General features: G+C 62.1%; 17 protein-coding genes. 7 read left to right on the forward strand and 10 right to left on the reverse strand.

Annotated elements, in window-relative coordinates; all coding sequences use genetic code 11:
• Window positions 1–18: 18 nt before the first annotated feature.
• The 7 genes from HU765_RS08145 to HU765_RS08175 all read right to left on the reverse strand — a co-directional run bounded on the left by HU765_RS08145 (window position 19) and on the right by HU765_RS08175 (window position 8,478).
• Window positions 19–165: a hypothetical protein gene (locus tag HU765_RS08145; protein ID WP_186546607.1), complete on the reverse strand. Its 147-nt coding sequence runs from the start codon at window positions 163–165 to the stop codon at window positions 19–21.
• 143 nt (window positions 166–308) lie between these two features.
• The gene (locus HU765_RS08150; RefSeq protein ID WP_186546609.1) at window positions 309–764 is read right to left on the reverse strand and encodes a YetF domain-containing protein; all 456 of its coding nucleotides are present in this window, start codon (window positions 762–764) and stop codon (window positions 309–311) included.
• A 7-nt stretch (window positions 765–771) separates the two neighbouring features.
• Entirely contained in the window at window positions 772–1,290 is a 519-nt protein-coding gene (locus HU765_RS08155) for a hypothetical protein (protein ID WP_186619681.1), read from the reverse strand.
• Window positions 1,287–1,796 (reverse strand): CinA family protein, encoded by a 510-nt coding sequence (locus tag HU765_RS08160; RefSeq protein ID WP_186619682.1) that lies wholly within the window; start codon window positions 1,794–1,796, stop codon window positions 1,287–1,289. The genes HU765_RS08155 and HU765_RS08160 overlap by 4 nt, the downstream gene beginning before the upstream one ends.
• Window positions 1,797–2,831: 1,035 nt before the next feature.
• Window positions 2,832–5,465 carry an excinuclease ABC subunit UvrA gene (locus HU765_RS08165; protein ID WP_186619683.1) on the reverse strand — a complete coding sequence of 878 codons (2,634 nt, stop codon included), beginning with the start codon at window positions 5,463–5,465 and terminating at the stop codon, window positions 2,832–2,834.
• A 77-nt stretch (window positions 5,466–5,542) separates the two neighbouring features.
• A complete protein-coding gene (locus tag HU765_RS08170; protein ID WP_186619684.1) occupies window positions 5,543–7,654 on the reverse strand; it encodes an ATP-binding protein in 2,112 nt (703 codons plus the stop codon).
• A 134-nt stretch (window positions 7,655–7,788) separates the two neighbouring features.
• The gene (locus HU765_RS08175) at window positions 7,789–8,478 is read right to left on the reverse strand and encodes a GntR family transcriptional regulator (RefSeq protein ID WP_008085895.1); all 690 of its coding nucleotides are present in this window, start codon (window positions 8,476–8,478) and stop codon (window positions 7,789–7,791) included.
• Between the two features lie 140 nt (window positions 8,479–8,618).
• Between HU765_RS08175 and HU765_RS08180 the strand changes: the two genes are divergently transcribed.
• The 7 genes from HU765_RS08180 (at window position 8,619) to HU765_RS08210 (ending at window position 15,972) form a co-directional block, all read left to right on the forward strand.
• Window positions 8,619–9,704: an ABC transporter ATP-binding protein gene (locus HU765_RS08180; RefSeq protein WP_186619685.1), complete on the forward strand. Its 1,086-nt coding sequence runs from the start codon at window positions 8,619–8,621 to the stop codon at window positions 9,702–9,704.
• Window position 9,705: 1 nt separating this feature from the next.
• The gene (locus HU765_RS08185) at window positions 9,706–10,623 is read left to right on the forward strand and encodes an ABC transporter permease (RefSeq protein WP_186619686.1); all 918 of its coding nucleotides are present in this window, start codon (window positions 9,706–9,708) and stop codon (window positions 10,621–10,623) included.
• On the forward strand, window positions 10,620–11,408 hold the full coding sequence (locus HU765_RS08190; RefSeq protein WP_186546622.1) for an ABC transporter permease: 789 nt from the start codon (window positions 10,620–10,622) through the stop codon (window positions 11,406–11,408). Before HU765_RS08185 ends, HU765_RS08190 begins: the two co-directional genes overlap by 4 nt.
• Before the next feature lie 18 nt (window positions 11,409–11,426).
• Entirely contained in the window at window positions 11,427–12,479 is a 1,053-nt protein-coding gene (locus HU765_RS08195) for an extracellular solute-binding protein (protein ID WP_186546624.1), read from the forward strand.
• 138 nt (window positions 12,480–12,617) lie between these two features.
• Window positions 12,618–13,814, forward strand: coding sequence for an amidohydrolase family protein (locus HU765_RS08200; protein WP_186619687.1), 1,197 nt, complete (start codon window positions 12,618–12,620; stop codon window positions 13,812–13,814).
• The gene (locus tag HU765_RS08205) at window positions 13,811–15,298 is read left to right on the forward strand and encodes an amidohydrolase family protein (protein WP_186546627.1); all 1,488 of its coding nucleotides are present in this window, start codon (window positions 13,811–13,813) and stop codon (window positions 15,296–15,298) included. Before HU765_RS08200 ends, HU765_RS08205 begins: the two co-directional genes overlap by 4 nt.
• Window positions 15,299–15,309: 11 nt before the next feature.
• Window positions 15,310–15,972: a flavin reductase family protein gene (locus tag HU765_RS08210; RefSeq protein WP_186619688.1), complete on the forward strand. Its 663-nt coding sequence runs from the start codon at window positions 15,310–15,312 to the stop codon at window positions 15,970–15,972.
• Window positions 15,973–16,107: 135 nt separating this feature from the next.
• Here the strand turns inward: HU765_RS08210 and HU765_RS08215 are convergent, their stop codons facing one another.
• The 3 genes from HU765_RS08215 to HU765_RS08225 are packed head-to-tail and all read right to left on the reverse strand — an operon-like array spanning window position 16,108 to window position 17,847.
• A complete protein-coding gene (locus tag HU765_RS08215; RefSeq protein ID WP_186619689.1) occupies window positions 16,108–16,767 on the reverse strand; it encodes a DUF799 domain-containing protein in 660 nt (219 codons plus the stop codon).
• Window positions 16,764–17,132: a DUF4810 domain-containing protein gene (locus tag HU765_RS08220; RefSeq protein ID WP_186546632.1), complete on the reverse strand. Its 369-nt coding sequence runs from the start codon at window positions 17,130–17,132 to the stop codon at window positions 16,764–16,766. The genes HU765_RS08215 and HU765_RS08220 overlap by 4 nt, the downstream gene beginning before the upstream one ends.
• A gap of 28 nt (window positions 17,133–17,160) precedes the next feature.
• On the reverse strand, window positions 17,161–17,847 hold the full coding sequence (locus tag HU765_RS08225; protein ID WP_186546704.1) for a CsgG/HfaB family protein: 687 nt from the start codon (window positions 17,845–17,847) through the stop codon (window positions 17,161–17,163).
• Window positions 17,848–18,127: the final 280 nt, after the last annotated feature.

Genomic DNA, 18,127 nt, shown 5'->3' on the forward strand with positions numbered 1-18,127 from the left:
ACCAAACGGCAGGTCGGTTTATTGGCTTTCTGCTGCCTTGTCCTTCTGGATTTGCAGCGAGGCCTTGCTCTTGTCGCCCTCCTGGTTGGGGGCGTCGTTGGAGTCAAAACAGCCCTGCAGCAAAAACATCGAGCAGAGCCCCAGGCATACACAGAATCGTTTCATGACGGTCTCCTGACTAACGTTGTGTCGACACACAGTGATCCACAGGACCTGCTAAATGGAGAGGCGTAAGCGCCGCAAGGTTTCATGGGAAACGCCCGCGACGGACCAACGGTCGGTGCCCAATGAGCTATTGCGCGCATTGCTCAGCCGTTTTCATCGTCTCGCGGTATCACCGATATCTTGCCGTTGCGCTCGATGATCGCGAACTTGATCTGCTCGATCCGCTCGATGCCCTGGCTGGAACGCGCAGCCTCCATCACATCGGCCTCCACCAGCCGCGCGTGACGCAGGCGGCGGTGCAGCAGCTTGCCGTTTTCGACGATGATCGTCGGTTCGCCGTCGATCAAGCGCGAGACCCAGCGCGAACGTTGCTTGAGCAGGGAAAAGCCGACGTCGATGGCAATCAGTGTGACGATCACCAGAATCGAATTGGTCAGGGAAAAATCATCGCCCAGCAGCGCCTGTTGCGTGGCTTCGCCAATGATCATCAGCAAGACGAAGTCAAACGTCGTCAGCTCCGCCAGCGACCGCCGCCCGGCGATTTTGAACAGCACCATCAGTGCCAGATACATCGCGACTGCACGCAAGACCGAGTCCATGGGGCACCTATGGAAAAATGAATTGAGTGAGGGTGACCGACTCCGCGCCAGCCGCTTTGACCGTGCTGCGATACAGACCCAGGCCGTCGCCGCGCAACGTCAGGTAAAGCGTGGCCTGGCCCTGCGTATCGGCTTGCAGCCAGAGGTGCAGACCTTGCGCCGCACTGCGCGCGCGCAAGGGTGGCGGCTGCATCGTTTCGACGCTGAAGCCCTCCAGCAACTCGCCGTTCAACTCCACTTCCACCGTGGCCTGGGGCGCGCCGCGCACGCTGACTTTCATCGGGTTGGTCGAGCCGTTGCGGTGAAACCTGTCGTACTCCACGCGGACCGCACCGTCAGCGCTGCGCACATCCTGCGAACTGATCGGCCCGCGGGAAAACAACCCCAGCAGCCCGAGCACCATGCACAGCACCAGCGCATACCAACCGCAGCGCTCGAAGCGCCAGACCTTGCGCTGATAAGCCATGTCCTCGCGTATCGGGATCTGCCGGCTGTGCAGGTCCGGATGGTCGGCGTCGCGGCTCATCGGCTCCAGCCTCCTTCACCGCGCAAGGCACGCCGGTGAAACTGCGCCAGTTGCTGCAAGGCAAACTCCGAAGCATGGAGCTGAACCTCGCTGCGCGCCCCGGGGAACCACTGCTGACGGGTAAACACGAAGTGCTGCCCATCGAATTGAAACGCCCAGGCGAAGCACACCGTGCCGGCCTTGATGCCGTCCATATCGTCAGGGCCAAGGATGCCCGTGGTCGCCACCGCCACGGTGGCGGTGCTGTCACGCAAGGCTCCGAGCGCCATTTCACGGGCGACCTCGACACTGGTCAGATTGAAGGTTTCAAGCGTATACGGGCTGACCCGCAGCAAGCGCTGTTTGGCCTGCGGTGAATAGACCACGTAGCCGCATTCAATGCGTTCACCGCTGCCGGGCACTTGCGACAAGAGCATGACGATCTGCCCGGCGGTGCAGGATTCGGCGGTAGTGATGATCAGGGAGTGCTGACGCAGGTATTCAACAGTATCTTCGGCAACGGACATGGCGTGATCTCGTGACGTTATTGCCGGTTGACCGCTCGGAGCGCTGATCATTCCGCCGGATTTTTCCAAGCCTGTTGCCACACCAGTTCTCGCGACAGCTGTCTTGGGAACAGCGCCCAAACCTGTGGGAGCTGGCTTGCCAGCGAAGGCGTCGGGTCAGTCAGCTCAGCGGTGGCTGATAGTCCGCTTTCGCGAGCAGGCTCGCTCCCACAGTGGATTCGTGTGGGGCCGCTATCTCGGGGACACCATCAAAACCTGTGGGAGCTGGCTTGCCAGCGAAGGCGTCGGGTCAGTCAGCTCAGCTGTGGCTGACAGGCCGCTTTCGCGAGCAGGCTCGCTCCCACAGTGGATTTGTGTGGGGCCGCTATCTCGGGAACACCATCAAAACCTGTGGGAGCTGGCTTGCCAGCGAAGGCGTCGGGTCAGTCAGCTCAGCTGTGGCTGATAGTCCGATTTCGCGAGCAAGCTCGCTCCCACAGTGGGTTTGGTGTGTATGGCCGAAATGGCGGGCACAGCGCCAGAACCTGTGGGAGCTGGCTTGCCAGCGAAGGCGTCGGGTCAGTCAGTTCAACGGTGGCTGACAGTCCGCTTTCGCGAGCAAGCCCGCTCCCACAGTGGTTTTGTGTGGGGCGCTATCTCGAGGGCAGCATCAAAACCTGTGGGAGCTGGCTTGCCAGCGAAGGCGTCGGGTCAGTCAGCTCGGCTGTGGCTGACAGTCCGCTTTCGCGAGCAGGCTCGCTCCCACAGTGGATTTGTGTGGGGCCGCTTATCTCGAGGGCAGCATCAAAACCTGTGGGAGCTGGCTTGCCAGCGAAGGCGTCGGGTCAGTCAGTGCAGCTGTGGCTGATAGTCCGCTTTCGCGAGCAGGCTCGCTCCCACAGTGGATTTGTGTCGGGCCGCTATCTCGAGCGCAGCATCAAAACCTGTGGGAGCTGGCTTGCCAGCGAAGGCGTCGGGTCAGTCAGCTCAGCTGTGGGTGACAGGCCGCTTTCGCGAGCAGGCTCGCTCCCGAATGTGTGGTCGCCGCCTCGCCCATTATCGGCTCAAGGCGCGTGCCAGGAACGGCGCCGTCTTGCTGTGCTTGTTCGCCGCGACTGTCTGCGGTGTGCCGGCCACGACTATCCTGCCACCCTGATCGCCCGCCCCCGGGCCGATATCGATGACCCAGTCACTTTGCGCCACCACGCGCATTTCATGCTCGACGACGATCACCGTATGCCCCGCCGTCACCAAGGTATCCAGTTGCTCCAGCAAACGATCGACATCGCGCGGGTGCAGGCCCGTTGTCGGCTCATCCAGCACGTACAAGGTTGCACCGCGCTGGTTGCGCTGCAGTTCGGTGGCGAGTTTGATGCGCTGCGCTTCGCCGCCGGACAATTCCGTGGCGGGTTGTCCCAGCCGCAGGTAGCCGAGGCCGATGTCGCGCAGCACCTCCAGCGCGCGGCGGATCGCCGGTTGCTCGGCGAACACCGGCAGCGCTTGATCGACGGTCAGTTGCAGCACTTGGGCGATGCTCAGGCCATTCCACATGATCGCCAGTGTCGGCGGGTTATACCGCGCGCCATGGCAAGTCGGGCATGGCGCATACACGCTGGGCATGAACAGCAACTCGACACTGACGAAACCTTCGCCCTCGCAGGTGGCACAACGGCCCTTGGCGACATTGAAGGAAAACTGCCCGGCATCGTAGCCGGCAGCCCGCGCCTGCTCAGTGGCGGCGAACAGCTTGCGTACGTTGTCGAACAACCCGGTGTAGGTCGCCAGGTTGGAGCGCGGCGTACGGCCGATGGGTTTCTGATCGACCTGTACCAGGCGTTTGATCGACTCCAGCCCGGACGTGACCTGCCCCGTGCTGACCTTCGGTGCTTCGTCTTCAAGGCTGAGTTCGTCAGGCTCGGCCTCCACCGTCGGCCGCCCCAGTTGTGCGCCGACCAGCTCCAGCAAGGCCTGACTGACCAGACTCGATTTGCCGGACCCGGACACGCCGGTCACTGAAGTAAAGCAGCCCAGGGGAAACTCGGCGCTGAGGTTGTCCAGGTTGTTGCGGGTGATGCCCTCCAGCTTCAGCCAGGCCGTCGGTTTGCGCGCCGTGCGGGCCTGGCGCGGCGATTCGGCAAACAGATACGCCCGCGTCTGCGACAGCTCAACCTCGGCCAGGCCAGCGGGCGGACCGCTGTACAACACCTGCCCGCCCTGCTCGCCCGCCGCCGGACCGACATCGATCAGCCAGTCGGCGCGGCGCATGGTTTCCACGTCATGCTCGACCACAAACAGTGTATTGCCGTCAGCCTTCAAGCATTGCAGCGCCTCGAACAGCGCTTCGCCATCGGCCGGATGCAGCCCGGCAGACGGCTCATCGAGCACATAGATCACGCCGAACAGTTGCGAACCCAATTGCGTCGCCAGGCGCAAGCGCTGCAACTCGCCCGAAGACAGGGTCGGCGTGCTGCGCTCCAGCGCCAGATACCCCAGGCCCAGATCGGTGAGGGTACTGACACGCTCGAGCAAATCCTCGGCGATACGCTGCGCCGCCAGGCGTTTTTCCAGCGACAGGTTTGGCGTGTGACGCACATCCGGGGCATTGGCGTGGGCGCTGGCGCCATGGGCTGCGCGCTGCTGGCGGGCTTCGCGCGTCTGCGCCGGGCTCAGGGTTTGCGTGGGTTCTTCGGCCAGTTCCAGGTAACTCGCCGTGGCGACGGGCCTCAATACTTCGGCCACTTGCAGCAACGGCATCCGCGACAGTTCACCGATGTCGTAGCCGGCAAAGGTCACTGACAGCGCCTCGCGTTTCAGGCGTTTGCCGTCACACAGCGGACAAGGGCTGCCGAGCATGAACTGCGAAACACGCTTCTTCATCAGCGCACTTTGCGAGTGGGTGAAGGTATGCAGAATGTACCGTCGGGCGCCGGTAAAGGTGCCCTGATAGCTGGGTTCCAGCTTGCGCTTGAGCGCCACGCGGGTTTCTTCCGGGGTCAGCCCGGCGTACACCGGCACCGTCGGCGTTTCTTCGGTGAAGAGAATCCAGTCGCGCTGTTTTTTCGGCAGCTTCTTCCAGGGAATGTCGACATCGATGCCCAGGGTCACGAGGATGTCGCGCAGGTTCTGGCCCTGCCACGCCAGCGGCCAGGAAGCCACGGCGCGTTGCCGGATGGTCAGGTTCGGATCCGGCACCATCAGCGCCTCGGTCACCTCATAGACGCGTCCAAGCCCGTGACAGTCAGGGCACGCGCCCTGCGGCGTGTTTGGCGAAAAATCCTCGGCGTACAGCATCGGCTGCCCCGGCGGATAACCGCCGGCACGTGAATAGAGCATGCGGATCAGACTCGACAACGTGGTCACGCTGCCCACCGACGAACGCGTACTCGGCGTGCCGCGCTGTTGTTGCAGGGCGACGGCAGGCGGCAGACCTTCGATGGAGTCGACATCCGGCACGCCGACCTGATCGATCAGACGCCGGGCATAGGGCGCCACGGACTCGAAGTAGCGGCGCTGGGCTTCGGCATACAGGGTGGAAAACGCCAGGGATGATTTGCCCGAACCGGACACTCCGGTGAACACCACCAGCGCATCGCGGGGAATGTCGACGTCGACGTTTTTCAGATTATGCTCACGGGCACCGCGCACTCGAACCATGCCGCTGGGTGCTGTGGAATTACGCTTGGAAGTCATGGGCCGGCCTTGATCGGAAAAAAGGGATCACGCGCGAAACCGGTGGCGATGAGAGCGCCACCGCCGAGGGCCATGCATCAGGCACTGAGGACCGCGCGGATCATCTGCAACATCGCTTGCGGGCTATACGGTTTGCCGAGCAGGTGCGTGTCGGGACTCAACTGGTGATTGCGCGAGATGATGTCGCGGGTATGCCCGGAAGTGAACAGCACCGGCACCGGTGGCGCCTGGACCTTGGCCCAGCCGGCCAGGTCGGAACTTTTGATCAGCCCCGGCATGACCACGTCGGTGAAAATCAGGTCCACTTCGACACCCTCCAGCAACATCTGCATCGCCGCGTCGCCGTTGGCGGCAGTCAGTACGCGATACCCCTCCTCGCGCAGGAGTTCGACCGCCGAAGCCCGCACCGCGTCGTTGTCCTCGACCACCAGCAGCGTCTCGTGACCGCCGCTCTGCTGGCGTTGCAGGTTGGGCGCGTCATCGAGGATCGGGCGCAAGCTGCGCGGGAAGTACAGCTGCACCCGTGTGCCCTCGCCCACCGCGCTGTCGATCTCGACGTGACCGCCGCTCTGTTTGACGAAACCGAACACCATGCTCAACCCCAGGCCGGTGCCCTGGCCATCGGCCTTGGTGGTGAAAAACGGTTCGAACACTTGCTCAAGCATCTGCGGCGCGATGCCGACGCCGGTGTCACTGACCGCGACCCGCACGAAGTCGCCGGCGGCGATACCTTTACCGTGACAGAACTGGTGGTCGAGGCGAACGTTGGCAGCGCTCAGGCCAATGGTGCCCTCGCCTTTCATGGCGTCGCGGGCGTTGATCGCCAGATTGAGGATGGCGTTTTCCAGTTGGTTGCGGTCGACATAAACATGCCACGGTTGCGACGGCAGTTGCACGTCGATCTGAATGGTTTCGCCCAGTGCGCGTTGCAGCAGCTCACCGACACCGTCGAAGATTTGCCGCGGATTGCACACCGCCGGTGACAACGGTTGTCGGCGGGCAAACGCGAGCAGTTGCGAGGACAACTTGGCGCCTCGCTCGACCGCCGCCAGCGACGCACCGACCCGGCGTTGCACGTTGGCGTTATCCGGTTCATGCCGGGCCAGCAAGTGCAGGTTGCCAGCGATCACTTGCAGCAGATTGTTGAAGTCGTGAGCGACGCCGCCGGTCAGGCCGCCGATGGCTTCGAGCTTCTGCGACTGGCGCAACTGCTCTTCCGCCGCCAGCCGCGCGTCGACCTCTTCAGCGACACGCTGTTCAAGGTTGCGGGTGAACTTGAGCAGGGATTCTTCGGCGTTTTTGCGCTCATGGATGTCGAGCAACACCCCGGGGAAACGCAACGGCTCGCCGTGTTCGTCAAACTCGCACGCACCGCTGGCAAGTACCCATAGATAACTGCCATCGCTGCGCAGCACGCGGTATTCGGCATTATACGGCTCGCCGGTCTGCACAGCCCTGGCAATACGTTCCTTCACCCAGGCGCGGTCATCGGCATGGATGCGCGACTCGGCAACGTCCTGCGCCAGGTTGCTCAGGTCCTGATCCCGCGGGTAGGAGAAGGTACGGGCAAAGCGTTCATCGGCCGACAACGTGTCGTGCTTGATGTCCCAGACAAAGGAGCCAAGCAAGGCCCCGGCATTCAGCGCCAGCCGCACCCGTTCGTTATCGGCCCGGTAAGCGTTCTCCGCTTCCTGGCGCAGGCGTTCGGAGAGTACGAACTCGGTGGTTTCCACCACCATCGCCATGACGCCGGCAGGGACGCCCTCGTCATTGGCCACGGGGCTGTAATAGAGGTCAAGCCAGACGTCCTCCGGAACGCCGTCGCGCCATAGCACCAGGACTTTGTTGCGATACGACAAGGTGCCGCCCGCCAGGCAGGTGTCGACCACGTTGCGGTTGAAATCGGCGACTTCCGGCCAGCCCAGTTCCACTGGCGACCCCAACAGCGACGGGTGGCGGCCACCGGCGAACTGCGAATAGGCGTCATTGTAGATCATGTACCCGGCGCGCCCCCAGAGCATCACCATCGGCATTTGCGAGGCGAGCATCAGTTGCACCGTGCTGCACAGGCTGGCAGGCCAGGTATCCAGCGGGCCCAGCTCGGTGCGGCTCCAGTCGAACGTACAGATCCGTGCGGCCATTTCGCCTTTCCAGCCGTCACACCCGTAGCTATCGGATAAAAACTGCATCGATTGACTCGGTGTCCTGTGGTGGTTGGCTGACAAATCGCGACGCCGGCACGACGCGACGCCCGTCTGTTTCGAGCGTCTGCATTCGTATTGGTTTCATACGAGGTATAGCTGATTTCAACTGCGCGCGACGACTAGACCCCAATCAGGTGTTTCAGGGGGTGGTAGCCGGTTTTCATTTTGGCGGCGACGTCAAGAATGGCCTTCTCGATGCCGTTCAGGTGCATGCAGGTCAGCTCGATGGCAGCGCTCTGATTGCCGGCCTCGATGTATTCGATCAGGCGCAAATGCTCGTCGTCACGACAGACTTCGTGACTGTCGTCGTCCAGTGCGGCGGCGTACAGCGACGCACGGGAAATCAGCTTCTGGAACCAGTCGAGCAACACCGGATTGTTCAGGCTGCGGGCGAGTTTGATGTGGAACTCGCCGAGCAGGTGAATCAGTCGCTCGTGATCGCCAGCGGCATGCGCCTCGTCTTCGAGCAACAGGTGCTCGCGCAGGTCCTGCATGGCTGCACTGTCCTTGCGTCGGCACAGCTCGGTAACGATGCCGATCTCGATCAGGCGCCGGGTTTCGAACAGCGACCGGATCTCTTCGTTGCTCGGCAGCGACACCGACGCACCCTTATTGGGCTCGGTGGTGACCAGTCCGTCGGCCTCCAATTGCTTCAAGGCCGCTCGCACTGACGTGCGGCTGACATTAAATAATTCGGCCAGCGAGGCCTCGCCCAGTTTCATCCCCGGGCGCAACGAACGCTTGCTGATCGCCTCGTAAACCCCTTGGTAGACGCGGTCGACCGTGGTTTCCAGCTTCTTCTCGGTCATTGCAACACTCCTTTAGCGTCGGGCAACCAGCCCCTGGCGATGCCTGGCTATGGAAAAAGGGGGTTGCACACGCAGATTAATCCGGGTATTTCTAAATTGCATTCAGATATTGCATACAATAATTAGAGGATTGCACCATTATGGGTCAACCAAAAGCAATTGAAGTGCGCAATGTTTCAAAACGGTACTCCGATGATCCCGGCCTCGCACCGGCCCTCGACAACGTTTCGGTAAACATCGCCGATAACGAATTTTTCACCCTGCTCGGCCCTTCCGGCTGCGGCAAGACCACCCTGCTGCGCACCATTGCCGGTTTCGAACACGTCAGTGAAGGCGAGATTCGCCTGGCGGGCGAAGCGGTCAATCATCTGCCACCGTTCAAGCGCCGGGTCAACACGGTGTTCCAGAGCTACGCGCTGTTTCCGCACATGAGTGTTGCGCAGAATATCGCCTTCGGCCTGGAGATGCAGGGTCTTGATCGCAAGTCGATCCCCGATCGTGTCGACGAGATGCTCGCGCTGGTGCAAATGCAAGCGCTGGCGGCGCGTAAACCGGCGCAACTGTCCGGCGGTCAACAGCAACGCGTGGCGCTGGCCCGGGCCTTGGCGCCGAAACCAAAAGTCCTGCTGCTTGATGAACCGCTGTCGGCGCTGGACCTGAAGTTGCGCAAGGAAATGCAGGTCGAACTCAAGCGCGTGCAGAAAGAAGCCGGCATCACCTTTATTTTCGTCACTCACGATCAGGAAGAAGCGCTGACCCTGTCGGATCGGATCGCGGTGATGTCCGCCGGCAGAATCCTCCAGATCGGCACGCCGACCGAGATCTACGAGCACCCGCAACACCGCTTTGTCGCGCAGTTCATCGGCGATATCAACTTCATTCCCGGCCAGCTCAAGCACGGCGCGCACAACGAAAAACTGTTTGTGCCCAACGGCCTGCCCGTCGAGATCCCTTGCCAGCCGCAAGGCTTCGCTGGCAGCAACGTGCAACTGGCGTTCCGTCCGGAGCGCTCGCGGCTGGTCGAGGCCAGTGAACCGCATCACCTGCGCGGGGTGATCGAGGCGGTGCTGTATGTCGGCACTGCCACGCTGTACCAGTGCCGCCTGAACAACGACATCAAAGTCATGCTGCGCGAAAACAACGAAGGCCTGAGCCGTGGCCGTGCCGTCGGCGAAGGCGTCGCCGTGCACCTGCCGCCGCACGCCTGCCTGTTGATGGAGGCCTGAGATGAGCGTCAGCAGCACGTCCCCCGCGCTCAACCGCGCGCTGTTACTCAGCCCGGTGGTGTTGACCCTGCTTGCCCTGATCGCCATTCCGTTGGGCATCATGGGCTACATCAGCTTGCTGCCGCGCAACACTTACGGCGGCGTCGACTGGCAGGCCGAATGGCAACTGCACAGCTATGTGCAGCTGTTTTTCCAGGAAGGTTTCGACGGCGAACTGGAGTTGAACTGGGTCTACGCCCAAGCCCTGTTGCGCTCGGTGCTGCAGGCCGGCGGCACCACGCTGTTGTGCTTTCTGTTCGGGTTCCCGGTGGCGTTGTGGATGTCGAGTCTGACCCCGCGCCGGCGCAACCTGATGGTGCTGCTCATCACCATCCCGTTCTGGACCAACCTGCTGATCCGCAACTACGCGTGGCTGATCATCCTGCGCGAACACGGCTGGGTCGCCCAAAGCCTCAACGCGCTGTTCCCCAGTGCCGGCGGCATCACCCTGCTCTACAACGACTTCGCGGTGAGTGTCGGTCTGGTTTACAGCTTTTTGCCGTTCATGATCCTGCCGATCTATTCGACCCTGGAAAAACTCGACTGGCGTCTGGTGGAAGCCGCGTATGACCTCGGCGCCAACCGCTGGCACGCGCTGCGGCGGATCATTTTGCCGCTGTCGATGCCCGGCGTGATTGCCGGCGCGCTGCTGGTGTTCGTGCCGAGCCTCGGTGCCTTTATCACGCCGGCGATTCTCGGCGGCGGCAAGACCCTGATGATCGGCAACCTGATCCAGCAACAGTTCGGTACCGCGCGCAACTGGCCGCTGGGCAGTTCGCTGTCGTTCCTGCTGTTGGCGATTCTGCTGGTGTCGCTGGTGCTCTACGCGCTCTACAGCCGCCGTGCGGCAAAAACCCTTAACCGTGGAGCCCGGCCATGATCTCTCTGCACCTGAAAAAACTGCCGGCGACCCGCGAAATCAGCCTGCTGGTCCTCGCCTATCTGTACCTGCCGATCCTGGTGCTGATCGTCTACAGCTTCAACGCCAACCGTTCGGCAACGGTGTGGAGCGAATTTTCGTTCGCCTGGTACGGACGGATCCTGGCCAACCCGTCGATTCAAACCGCGGCGCTGAATTCGATCATCGTCGCGACGATCGCCACGGTGTGCGCCACGGCCATTGCCCTGCTGGCGGCGCTGGCAACCTACCGGCCGTTCTACGGACAGAAAATGGTCGAGGGCGGGATCAACCTGCCGCTGATCCTGCCGGAAATCGTCACCGCAGTGGCGACGTTGCTGCTGTTCATGGCGCTGGGGATCAAGCTCGGTTTGCTGACGGTGATCGTCGCGCACATCGGCTTCTGCATTCCTTTCGCTTACCTGCCGATCCGTGCGCGCCTCAACGATCTGGACAAGAGCCTGCTGGAAGCGGCGAACGACCTCTACGCCAATCCGTGGCAGGTGTTCCGCCGCGTGACCCTGCCGCTGCTGTGGCCGGCGGTGCTGTCCGGTGCGGTGCTGGCGTTCGTGGTCAGTCTCGACGATTTCATCATGACCTTCTTCGTCGCCGGCCCCGGATCGACCACGTTGCCGGTGTACATCTTCTCGGCGATCAAGGCCGGCGTCACCCCGGAGATCAATGCGATCTCGACACTGATGCTGGTGATCTCGATTGTCCTGGTGGTGCTGGCCTTCTGGCTGGGCCAACGCGGTAAACAACAATAAACCTGGAGCGCTCTGTTCATGAAAAGCAAACGCATGCGTCTGGCAATGTCCGGTCTGGCCCTGAGTTGTTTCACCGCGTTCAGCGCCCACGCCGCCGAACCGAAAGAACTGTTTTTCTACAACTGGACCGACTACTACCCGGTCGAACTGCTGAGCAAATTCGAAAAGGAAACCGGCATCAAGGTGACGATGGACGGCTATGACAGCAACGAAACCCTGCTCGCCAAGTTGCAGGCCGGTGGCGCGGCGTATGACGTGATCGTGCCCTCGCAGTCGATCATGCAAACGCTGATCAAGCAGGACCTGCTGCTGCCCATCGACGCGCCGGGCCTGAGCAACTTCCAGTACGTCAAAGCGCCGTTCCGTGACCCTGTCTTCGACCCGGGCCGCCAGTTTTCCGCGCCCTATCTGTGGGGCACCACCGGGTTTTCCTACGACAGCGCGCGGGTGCCGGGCGGCAAGCTGGATGATTCGTGGAAAGAATTCTTCGAACCGCGCAAGGAACTGCAAGGCCAGCTCGCCGCGCTGGATACGTCGAGCAGCGTGATCAACGCCGCCAGCCATTACCTCAATGTCGACGAATGCAGCGAAAACCCGCAGGACGCCAAACGCATCCTTGAACTGCTGCAAAAGCAAAAACCGTTTTTGAAGATGTACAGCTCCGACAACACCGTCGACCGTATGGCCTCGGGCGAGGTGATCATGATGCAGAACTGGAACGGCTCGACCGCCCGCGCCACCTTGCAAAAGAGCACGATCAAGTACGTCTATCCCCGCGAAGGCCTGGCGATGTTCCAGGACAACTTCGCCGTGCCGAAAAGCGCGCCACACCCGGGCAACGCGAAAATCTTCATCAACTGGATGATGAAGCCCGAGAACGCCGCAGCCGTGTCCAATGCGATCGCCTACGCCAACGGGATTCAGAGCGACGCCTTGCTCGATCCGAAGTGGAAAGTCATGGACGCGATCAACATGCCCGAGGAATACGCTTCGCGCCTGCGACCCGAGAAAGAATGCAGCAACAAGGCCCGCGAGCTGCAGGACCGGATCTGGTCCAAGCTCAAGGGTTGATCGCCTGACTTGAAGCCGAGGCGCGGCTTTCGCGAGCAGGCTCGCTCCTACATTGGAGTGCATTCCCCTGTGGGAGTGAGCCTGCTCGCGAAGAGGCCCGCACAGCCAACACGAAAATAAAACCTGAATGAGGTTTGTATGACCCAGCCACACTGGCTCCGCAACGTGCGCCCCTACGGCGCTCCCGCCGAAGATCTGCTGATCGAAAACGGCCTGTTCACCCAGCGCCGCCCGGCCTGCGGCACGCCCGTGGCCGCCAGCGACATCGACGGTCGTAACCAATTGCTCACCGCCGCCCTGGTGGAAAGTCACGTCCACCTCGACAAAACCCTCTACGGCCAACCCTGGCGCCCAAACAGCGCCGTGCCGACGCTCAAGGATTACATCAGCAACGAGCGCCGCGTCTTGCGTGAGGTCCAGGCGCCTATCAGCGAACGCGCCGGCGCGCTGCTGGAAAACTGCATCGCCCGAGGCTCGCTGACGATGCGCTGCCACGTCGACATCGACCCGGAGTTCGGCCTGCGCCACGTCCAGGCCATGCAGCAATTGCGCGAACGCTATCGGGACCTGATTGACCTGCAACTGGTGGTGTTCCCGCAAACCGGGCTGATCAGCCGCCCCGGTACCGCCGAACTGATGCGCGAAGCCATGGCGCTGGGGGTGGAAAACGTCGGTGGCCTCGACCCGTGCGGGATCGATAACGACCCGATTGCCCAGCTGGATTTCGTCTTCGAACTGGCGGCGGAATTTGGCCGAGGCGTGGACATTCATCTGCATGACAAAGGTGAACTGGGGCTGTGGCAGATCGCGCTCATCGCCGACTACACCGAGCGTTTCGCTTTGCACAATCGCGTCATGATCAGCCACGCCTATTGCCTTGGCATGTTGCCGTGGAGCCAGGTCAAACCGGTGGCCGAGCGTTTGGCCGCGCTGGGCATTTCGCTGATGAGTTCGGCGCCGGCCGACTGCGCAGTGCCGCCGTTTCTGGCCCTGCGTGAAGCCGGCGTCAACCTGTGCCTTGGCTCGGACGGCATCCGCGATGCGTGGTCGCCGATGGGCAATGGCGACATGCTCGAGCGGGCGATGCTGCTGGCGTTTCGTTTCGACCTGGGCAAGGACGATGAGCTGGCGGCGGTGTTTGACGCGGCCACGGTCAACGGCGCTCGGGCGCTGGGTATCGACGGCTACGGCGTGGGCCTCGGGCGCCCTGCAGACTTTTTGTTGATGCCCGTGGAAACCCTTGGCGAGGCCGTGGTGGCGCGCCCGTTGCGTGAGGTCTATCGCGGCGGCGAATTGATTGCCAGCGGCGGTCGCTTGCTGAGCAGCCGCTTGTGAAACGGATCGGCTTGAAGGCCAGTTGCGTGGTCGGTTTCGACGGCACGCAGCATGTGCTGTGGCGTGACGGCGAGGTGGTGTTTGAAGGGTCGCGCATCGAATTTGTCGGTCGCGGTTATTCAGGCCCGGTGGATCAATGGATCGACTACGGCAACGCGTTGATCGGCCCTGGCTTCATCGACCTGGACGCCCTCGGCGATCTCGATTCCACGGTGTTGACCCTCGATAACGGCGACGAGCGCGCCATGGGCCGCATGGGGTCGGCGGAGTATCTGGCGGCCGGCCCGCGCGAGACTTACAGCGCCGAAGAAGAAGTTTTCAAATACCGCTACGCCTTCACTCAGTTGATCCGTAATGGCATCACCACCGCCATGCCGATCACGTCGATGTACTACCGCGAGTGGGCGGAAACCTACGACGAGTTTGCAGCGGTCGCGGGCGTCGCGGCAGAACTGGGTCTGCGCACTTATCTTGGCCCGTGTTACATGAGCGGCATGAGCTACTGGCGCGCCGACGGCAGCCTCGCCCATCACTGGGATGAGCCGCGAGGGTTGGCCGGCCTGGCTGCGGCGGAACGGTTTTTCAAGGATTTCGATGGTAGCCACGGCGGTTTGATTCGCGGTGCGCTGCTGCCCGATCGCATTCAGACATGTACGCCAACGCTGCTGCAACGCACCTCGGCACTGAGCCGCGAACTGGACGCACCGGTGCGCCTGCATTGCTGTCAGGCGCTCAGCGAAGTGGCAATGGTTGAGCAACTGCGCGGCACTTCACCGTTGGGCTGGTTACAACAACTGGACCTGCTGACTCCGCGCAGCGTCCTGCCCCACGGCCTCTACACCGCAGGCGATGACGACCTGCGCCGCCTGATCGATGGCGGCGCGAGCCTGGTTCACTGCCCGCTGGTGTTCGCCCGTGACGGCGAGGCATTGAACTCATTCGGCCGCTACCTCGCCCAGGGCGTCAACTTTGCCCTCGGCACCGACACCTGGCCGGCGGATCTGCTGGAAAACATGCGCCACGGCTTGAACATCGCCCGACTGATGGAAGGCGGCACGGCGTTGACCCGCAGCCTCGACCTGTACAACGCCGCCACCCTCGGCGGGGCGCGGGCGCTGGGGCGTGACGATCTCGGACGTCTGGCCTGTGGCGCCAAGGCCGACATCACCGTGTTCAGCCTGCGCGGCCTGCATCTGGGGCCGTTGTTCGATCCGCTGAAAAACCTCCTGCTGGCCGGGCGTGGCGACGATTGCATCGCCAGTTACATCGACGGCCGTTGTGTGATGCACGACGCTCAGGTCAACGGCGTCGACTACCCCGCCCTGCAACGCCAGGCCCAACGCCAATACGAAAAACTGATGCGCAGCCACAGCGATCGCGCGTTTGCCCGACCGGACTGGAAGACCTTGTTCCAGCCGGCCATTCCCTTCGCCGACGACTACAGCGCCGCCGCGCCATTGAGCGCCATCGACCCACTTTCCTAGAGAGACCTGCCATGCACAGTTTCGATTTCAGCCAACTCAGCCCGCGGGAAAAATACAAGATCCTGATCGGCAGCGTCGTGCCTCGCCCGATCGCGCTGGTAACCACCATAGATGGCGAGGGTCGGGTCAATGCCGCGCCCTTCAGTTTCTTCAATGCGTTGTCAGCCGATCCGCCGATCCTGGCGCTGGGCGTCGAGAACTATGGCGACCAGAGCCCCAAGGACACCACGCGCAATATCCAGCTGAATCAGGAGTTCACCGTGAATATCGTCAGCGATGCCCTGGTGGAAGCGATGAACGTCTGCGCGGTACCGTTCGCGCCGGGTTTCGATGAATTGACGGCTGCGGGCCTGACCGCCGTCGGCGGCACCACCGTCAAATGCCCGCGCATCGGCGAGGCCCCGGTGGCCCTGGAATGCCGACGGATGATGGCGCTGAATATCGGTCAGTCGCGGGAAATCATTTTTGGTGAAGTGCTGATGGCGCATGTGCGCGATGAGTTGATCGACCCGAGAACGCTGTACATCGATCAATTGGCGCTGGATGCAATCGGACGCATGGGTGGCCACGGCTATGCGCGAACCCGCGACTACTTCGATTTGCCGACCCGCTCGTTGCAAGCGTGGACGGAAGCGCCGGGGGGCGGCGAGCGGTTTTGGCCGGCCGCCAAGTAAACCAACAGAAAACGCATTCCCCTTGTAGGAGTGAGCCTGCTCGCGATAGCGGTGTGTCAGTCACTTCAATGTATCTGACACACCGCTATCGCGAGCAGGCTCACTCCTACAGGGTTTTCAGGGGTAATCGATAACTCAGTCAGTGCCGTACTTCGGCGAGCGCGGCCCATACAGCAAGCCCGCCGGATGCCCGGCCGACAGCAGGCGATTGCTCGCCACGCCGGCAATCGGATAACCGGCATCGGTGGCGCTGTTGATGACCTGCTTCACCGCCGCCGTGATCAGCATGCCGATCAGGCCGCCGCCACCGTTGTTGCCGCCCTCTTCACTCGACGCCCGCGCCGCGCCGGTCCACAGCGTGGTGCCGCTCTTCAGGTCGACCAGTTTCGCCGTTGCGGTCACTGCGGTTTCGCTGCTGATCACCATATAGCGCGTACCGTATTCGGTCACGGTGATGTACAGCGCCGCGTCAGCGCCGAAGATTTCCTTCAGCTTGGCCGGCGGGGCCTGATGGATATCGTCCGGGGTGGTCAAGCCGTTCTGGCGGAACGTCTCGTCCACCAGGGTGATCGGCAGCACGTAATAGCCGGCCTCGGCCAGTGGAAAGGTCACTTGCGACAGCAGACTGTACGACGCTTTCACGTCCGGCGAGGTGTTCAGCGGTGGCAGCACCAGAATGGTCTTCGGTCGCGCCTGCTTGTACGCTGAATAATCCACGGTCTTGGGCGCGACACAGCCACCCAGCACGGTCAGTGCGAGACCGGCAACGAGCATTTTCAAAGTACGCGAGATCATTTGACGTCTCCGCTCTTGGCGTTTTTAAGCAGGAAATCCATGTACGTGCCGGACTCGGGGAACAGCGCCTTTTCGGTGTTGAACTGCTGCACCATCTGATCGTCCTTGCCGAGGCTCAGATAGAGCAGGCCCAGGTGCGCATGGTAGCCCGGCGGTACGGCTTTGCCAGTGGAGCGGATTTTTTGCAGGTCGCGCTCCAGTGCTTCGGCCTGGGCTTCTTTCGGCTCTTCGCCTTTGAAGTATTCGTAGACCTGCGGTTCGTAGCCTTCCCACTGGTACAGGGTTTTCGGGGCGGCACAACCGGCCAGCAACGTGCTGGCGGCCAGCGTCAGCGCCAGCAGCGCGCGCGACAGAGTCAGATTCATGGGTGTTGCTCCTTGCAGTGGGCGACGATCAGTTGCCCGGTTTCCAGGCACCGGCGTTCATGCCATCGACCAGGCGATTGATCGCCTCGCGCATGGCCAGATCGAGGACTTTGCCGTTGAGGGTGGAGTCGTAGGCAGCGGTGCCGCCGAAGCCGATGATTTCGCGGTTGGACAAGGCGTACTCGCCGGCGCCCTGAGTCGAATAGACCACTTCCGACGTACTGATGTTGACGATGTTCAGGTTGACCTTGGCGTACGCGACCTGGGTCTTGCCGCGGCCGAGAATGCCGAACAACTGGTGGTCGCCCGTTTCTTTGCGGCCGAATTCGGTGACGTCACCGGTGACCACGTAATCAGCACCTTTGAGACGCTGGGCCTGGCCTTTGATCGCCGCTTCCTGCTGGATTTCGCCCATGTTGTCGCGATCCAGCACCGAGAACCGGTTGGTCTGCTGCAAGTGGGTGATCAGAATGGTCTTGGCCTGACCGCCGAGACGGTCGACGCCATCGGAAAAGATCCCGCGCATGTAGCTGGAGCGGTTATCAAACTTGCCCACGGCCATCGGCACGCGAACGCCGGTCCAGACCTGCGTGGCGCTTTCAACCTTGGCCACCGGCAACGCACGGGAGCTTTCGGTGGCGCAACCGGCGAGTGTGCCAGCCAGCGTGCCGAGCACGGCAATCGCCACGCCTGAGACCAACATCCGAGAGATCATTCTCACTGAGTATTCCTTTTTAAAAACGGCGGTGTCCCGACGCGGCAGCGGCGGGAGCAGAAAGGCGCGGCATTATGACAAAGTGCCATCATTGATGACAGATTTTTTTGACGCCAGTGAAATGACTAGCCGTCCATGGCTCGGCGGTATCGCGCAGATTGAGGCTACAGCCCGAATTCCCTGTAGGAGTGAGCCTGCTTGCGATGGTGGCGCATCTGCTACGAAAATGATGACTGACAAACCGCTTTCGCGAGCAGGCTCACTCCTACAGGGGGATGCG

The sequence above is a fragment of the Pseudomonas sp. SWRI81 genome, assembly GCF_014268545.1.
Lineage (GTDB): Bacteria > Pseudomonadota > Gammaproteobacteria > Pseudomonadales > Pseudomonadaceae > Aquipseudomonas > Aquipseudomonas hamedanensis.

Bases quoted from the DNA above. Each gene is read 5' to 3' on its own strand.
- HU765_RS08145 (WP_186546607.1), bottom strand. From the start codon at position 165: ATGAAACGATTCTGTGTATGCCTGGGGCTCTGCTCGATGTTTTTGCTG.
- HU765_RS08150 (WP_186546609.1), bottom strand. From the start codon at position 764: ATGGACTCGGTCTTGCGTGCAGTCGCGATGTATCTGGCACTGATGGTG.
- HU765_RS08155 (WP_186619681.1), bottom strand. From the start codon at position 1,290: ATGAGCCGCGACGCCGACCATCCGGACCTGCACAGCCGGCAGATCCCG.
- HU765_RS08160 (WP_186619682.1), bottom strand. From the start codon at position 1,796: ATGTCCGTTGCCGAAGATACTGTTGAATACCTGCGTCAGCACTCCCTG.
- HU765_RS08165 (WP_186619683.1), bottom strand. From the start codon at position 5,465: ATGACTTCCAAGCGTAATTCCACAGCACCCAGCGGCATGGTTCGAGTG.
- HU765_RS08170 (WP_186619684.1), bottom strand. From the start codon at position 7,654: ATGCAGTTTTTATCCGATAGCTACGGGTGTGACGGCTGGAAAGGCGAA.
- HU765_RS08175 (WP_008085895.1), bottom strand. From the start codon at position 8,478: ATGACCGAGAAGAAGCTGGAAACCACGGTCGACCGCGTCTACCAAGGG.
- HU765_RS08180 (WP_186619685.1), top strand. From the start codon at position 8,619: ATGGGTCAACCAAAAGCAATTGAAGTGCGCAATGTTTCAAAACGGTAC.
- HU765_RS08185 (WP_186619686.1), top strand. From the start codon at position 9,706: ATGAGCGTCAGCAGCACGTCCCCCGCGCTCAACCGCGCGCTGTTACTC.
- HU765_RS08190 (WP_186546622.1), top strand. From the start codon at position 10,620: ATGATCTCTCTGCACCTGAAAAAACTGCCGGCGACCCGCGAAATCAGC.
- HU765_RS08195 (WP_186546624.1), top strand. From the start codon at position 11,427: ATGAAAAGCAAACGCATGCGTCTGGCAATGTCCGGTCTGGCCCTGAGT.
- HU765_RS08200 (WP_186619687.1), top strand. From the start codon at position 12,618: ATGACCCAGCCACACTGGCTCCGCAACGTGCGCCCCTACGGCGCTCCC.
- HU765_RS08210 (WP_186619688.1), top strand. From the start codon at position 15,310: ATGCACAGTTTCGATTTCAGCCAACTCAGCCCGCGGGAAAAATACAAG.
- HU765_RS08215 (WP_186619689.1), bottom strand. From the start codon at position 16,767: ATGATCTCGCGTACTTTGAAAATGCTCGTTGCCGGTCTCGCACTGACC.
- HU765_RS08220 (WP_186546632.1), bottom strand. From the start codon at position 17,132: ATGAATCTGACTCTGTCGCGCGCGCTGCTGGCGCTGACGCTGGCCGCC.
- HU765_RS08225 (WP_186546704.1), bottom strand. From the start codon at position 17,847: ATGATCTCTCGGATGTTGGTCTCAGGCGTGGCGATTGCCGTGCTCGGC.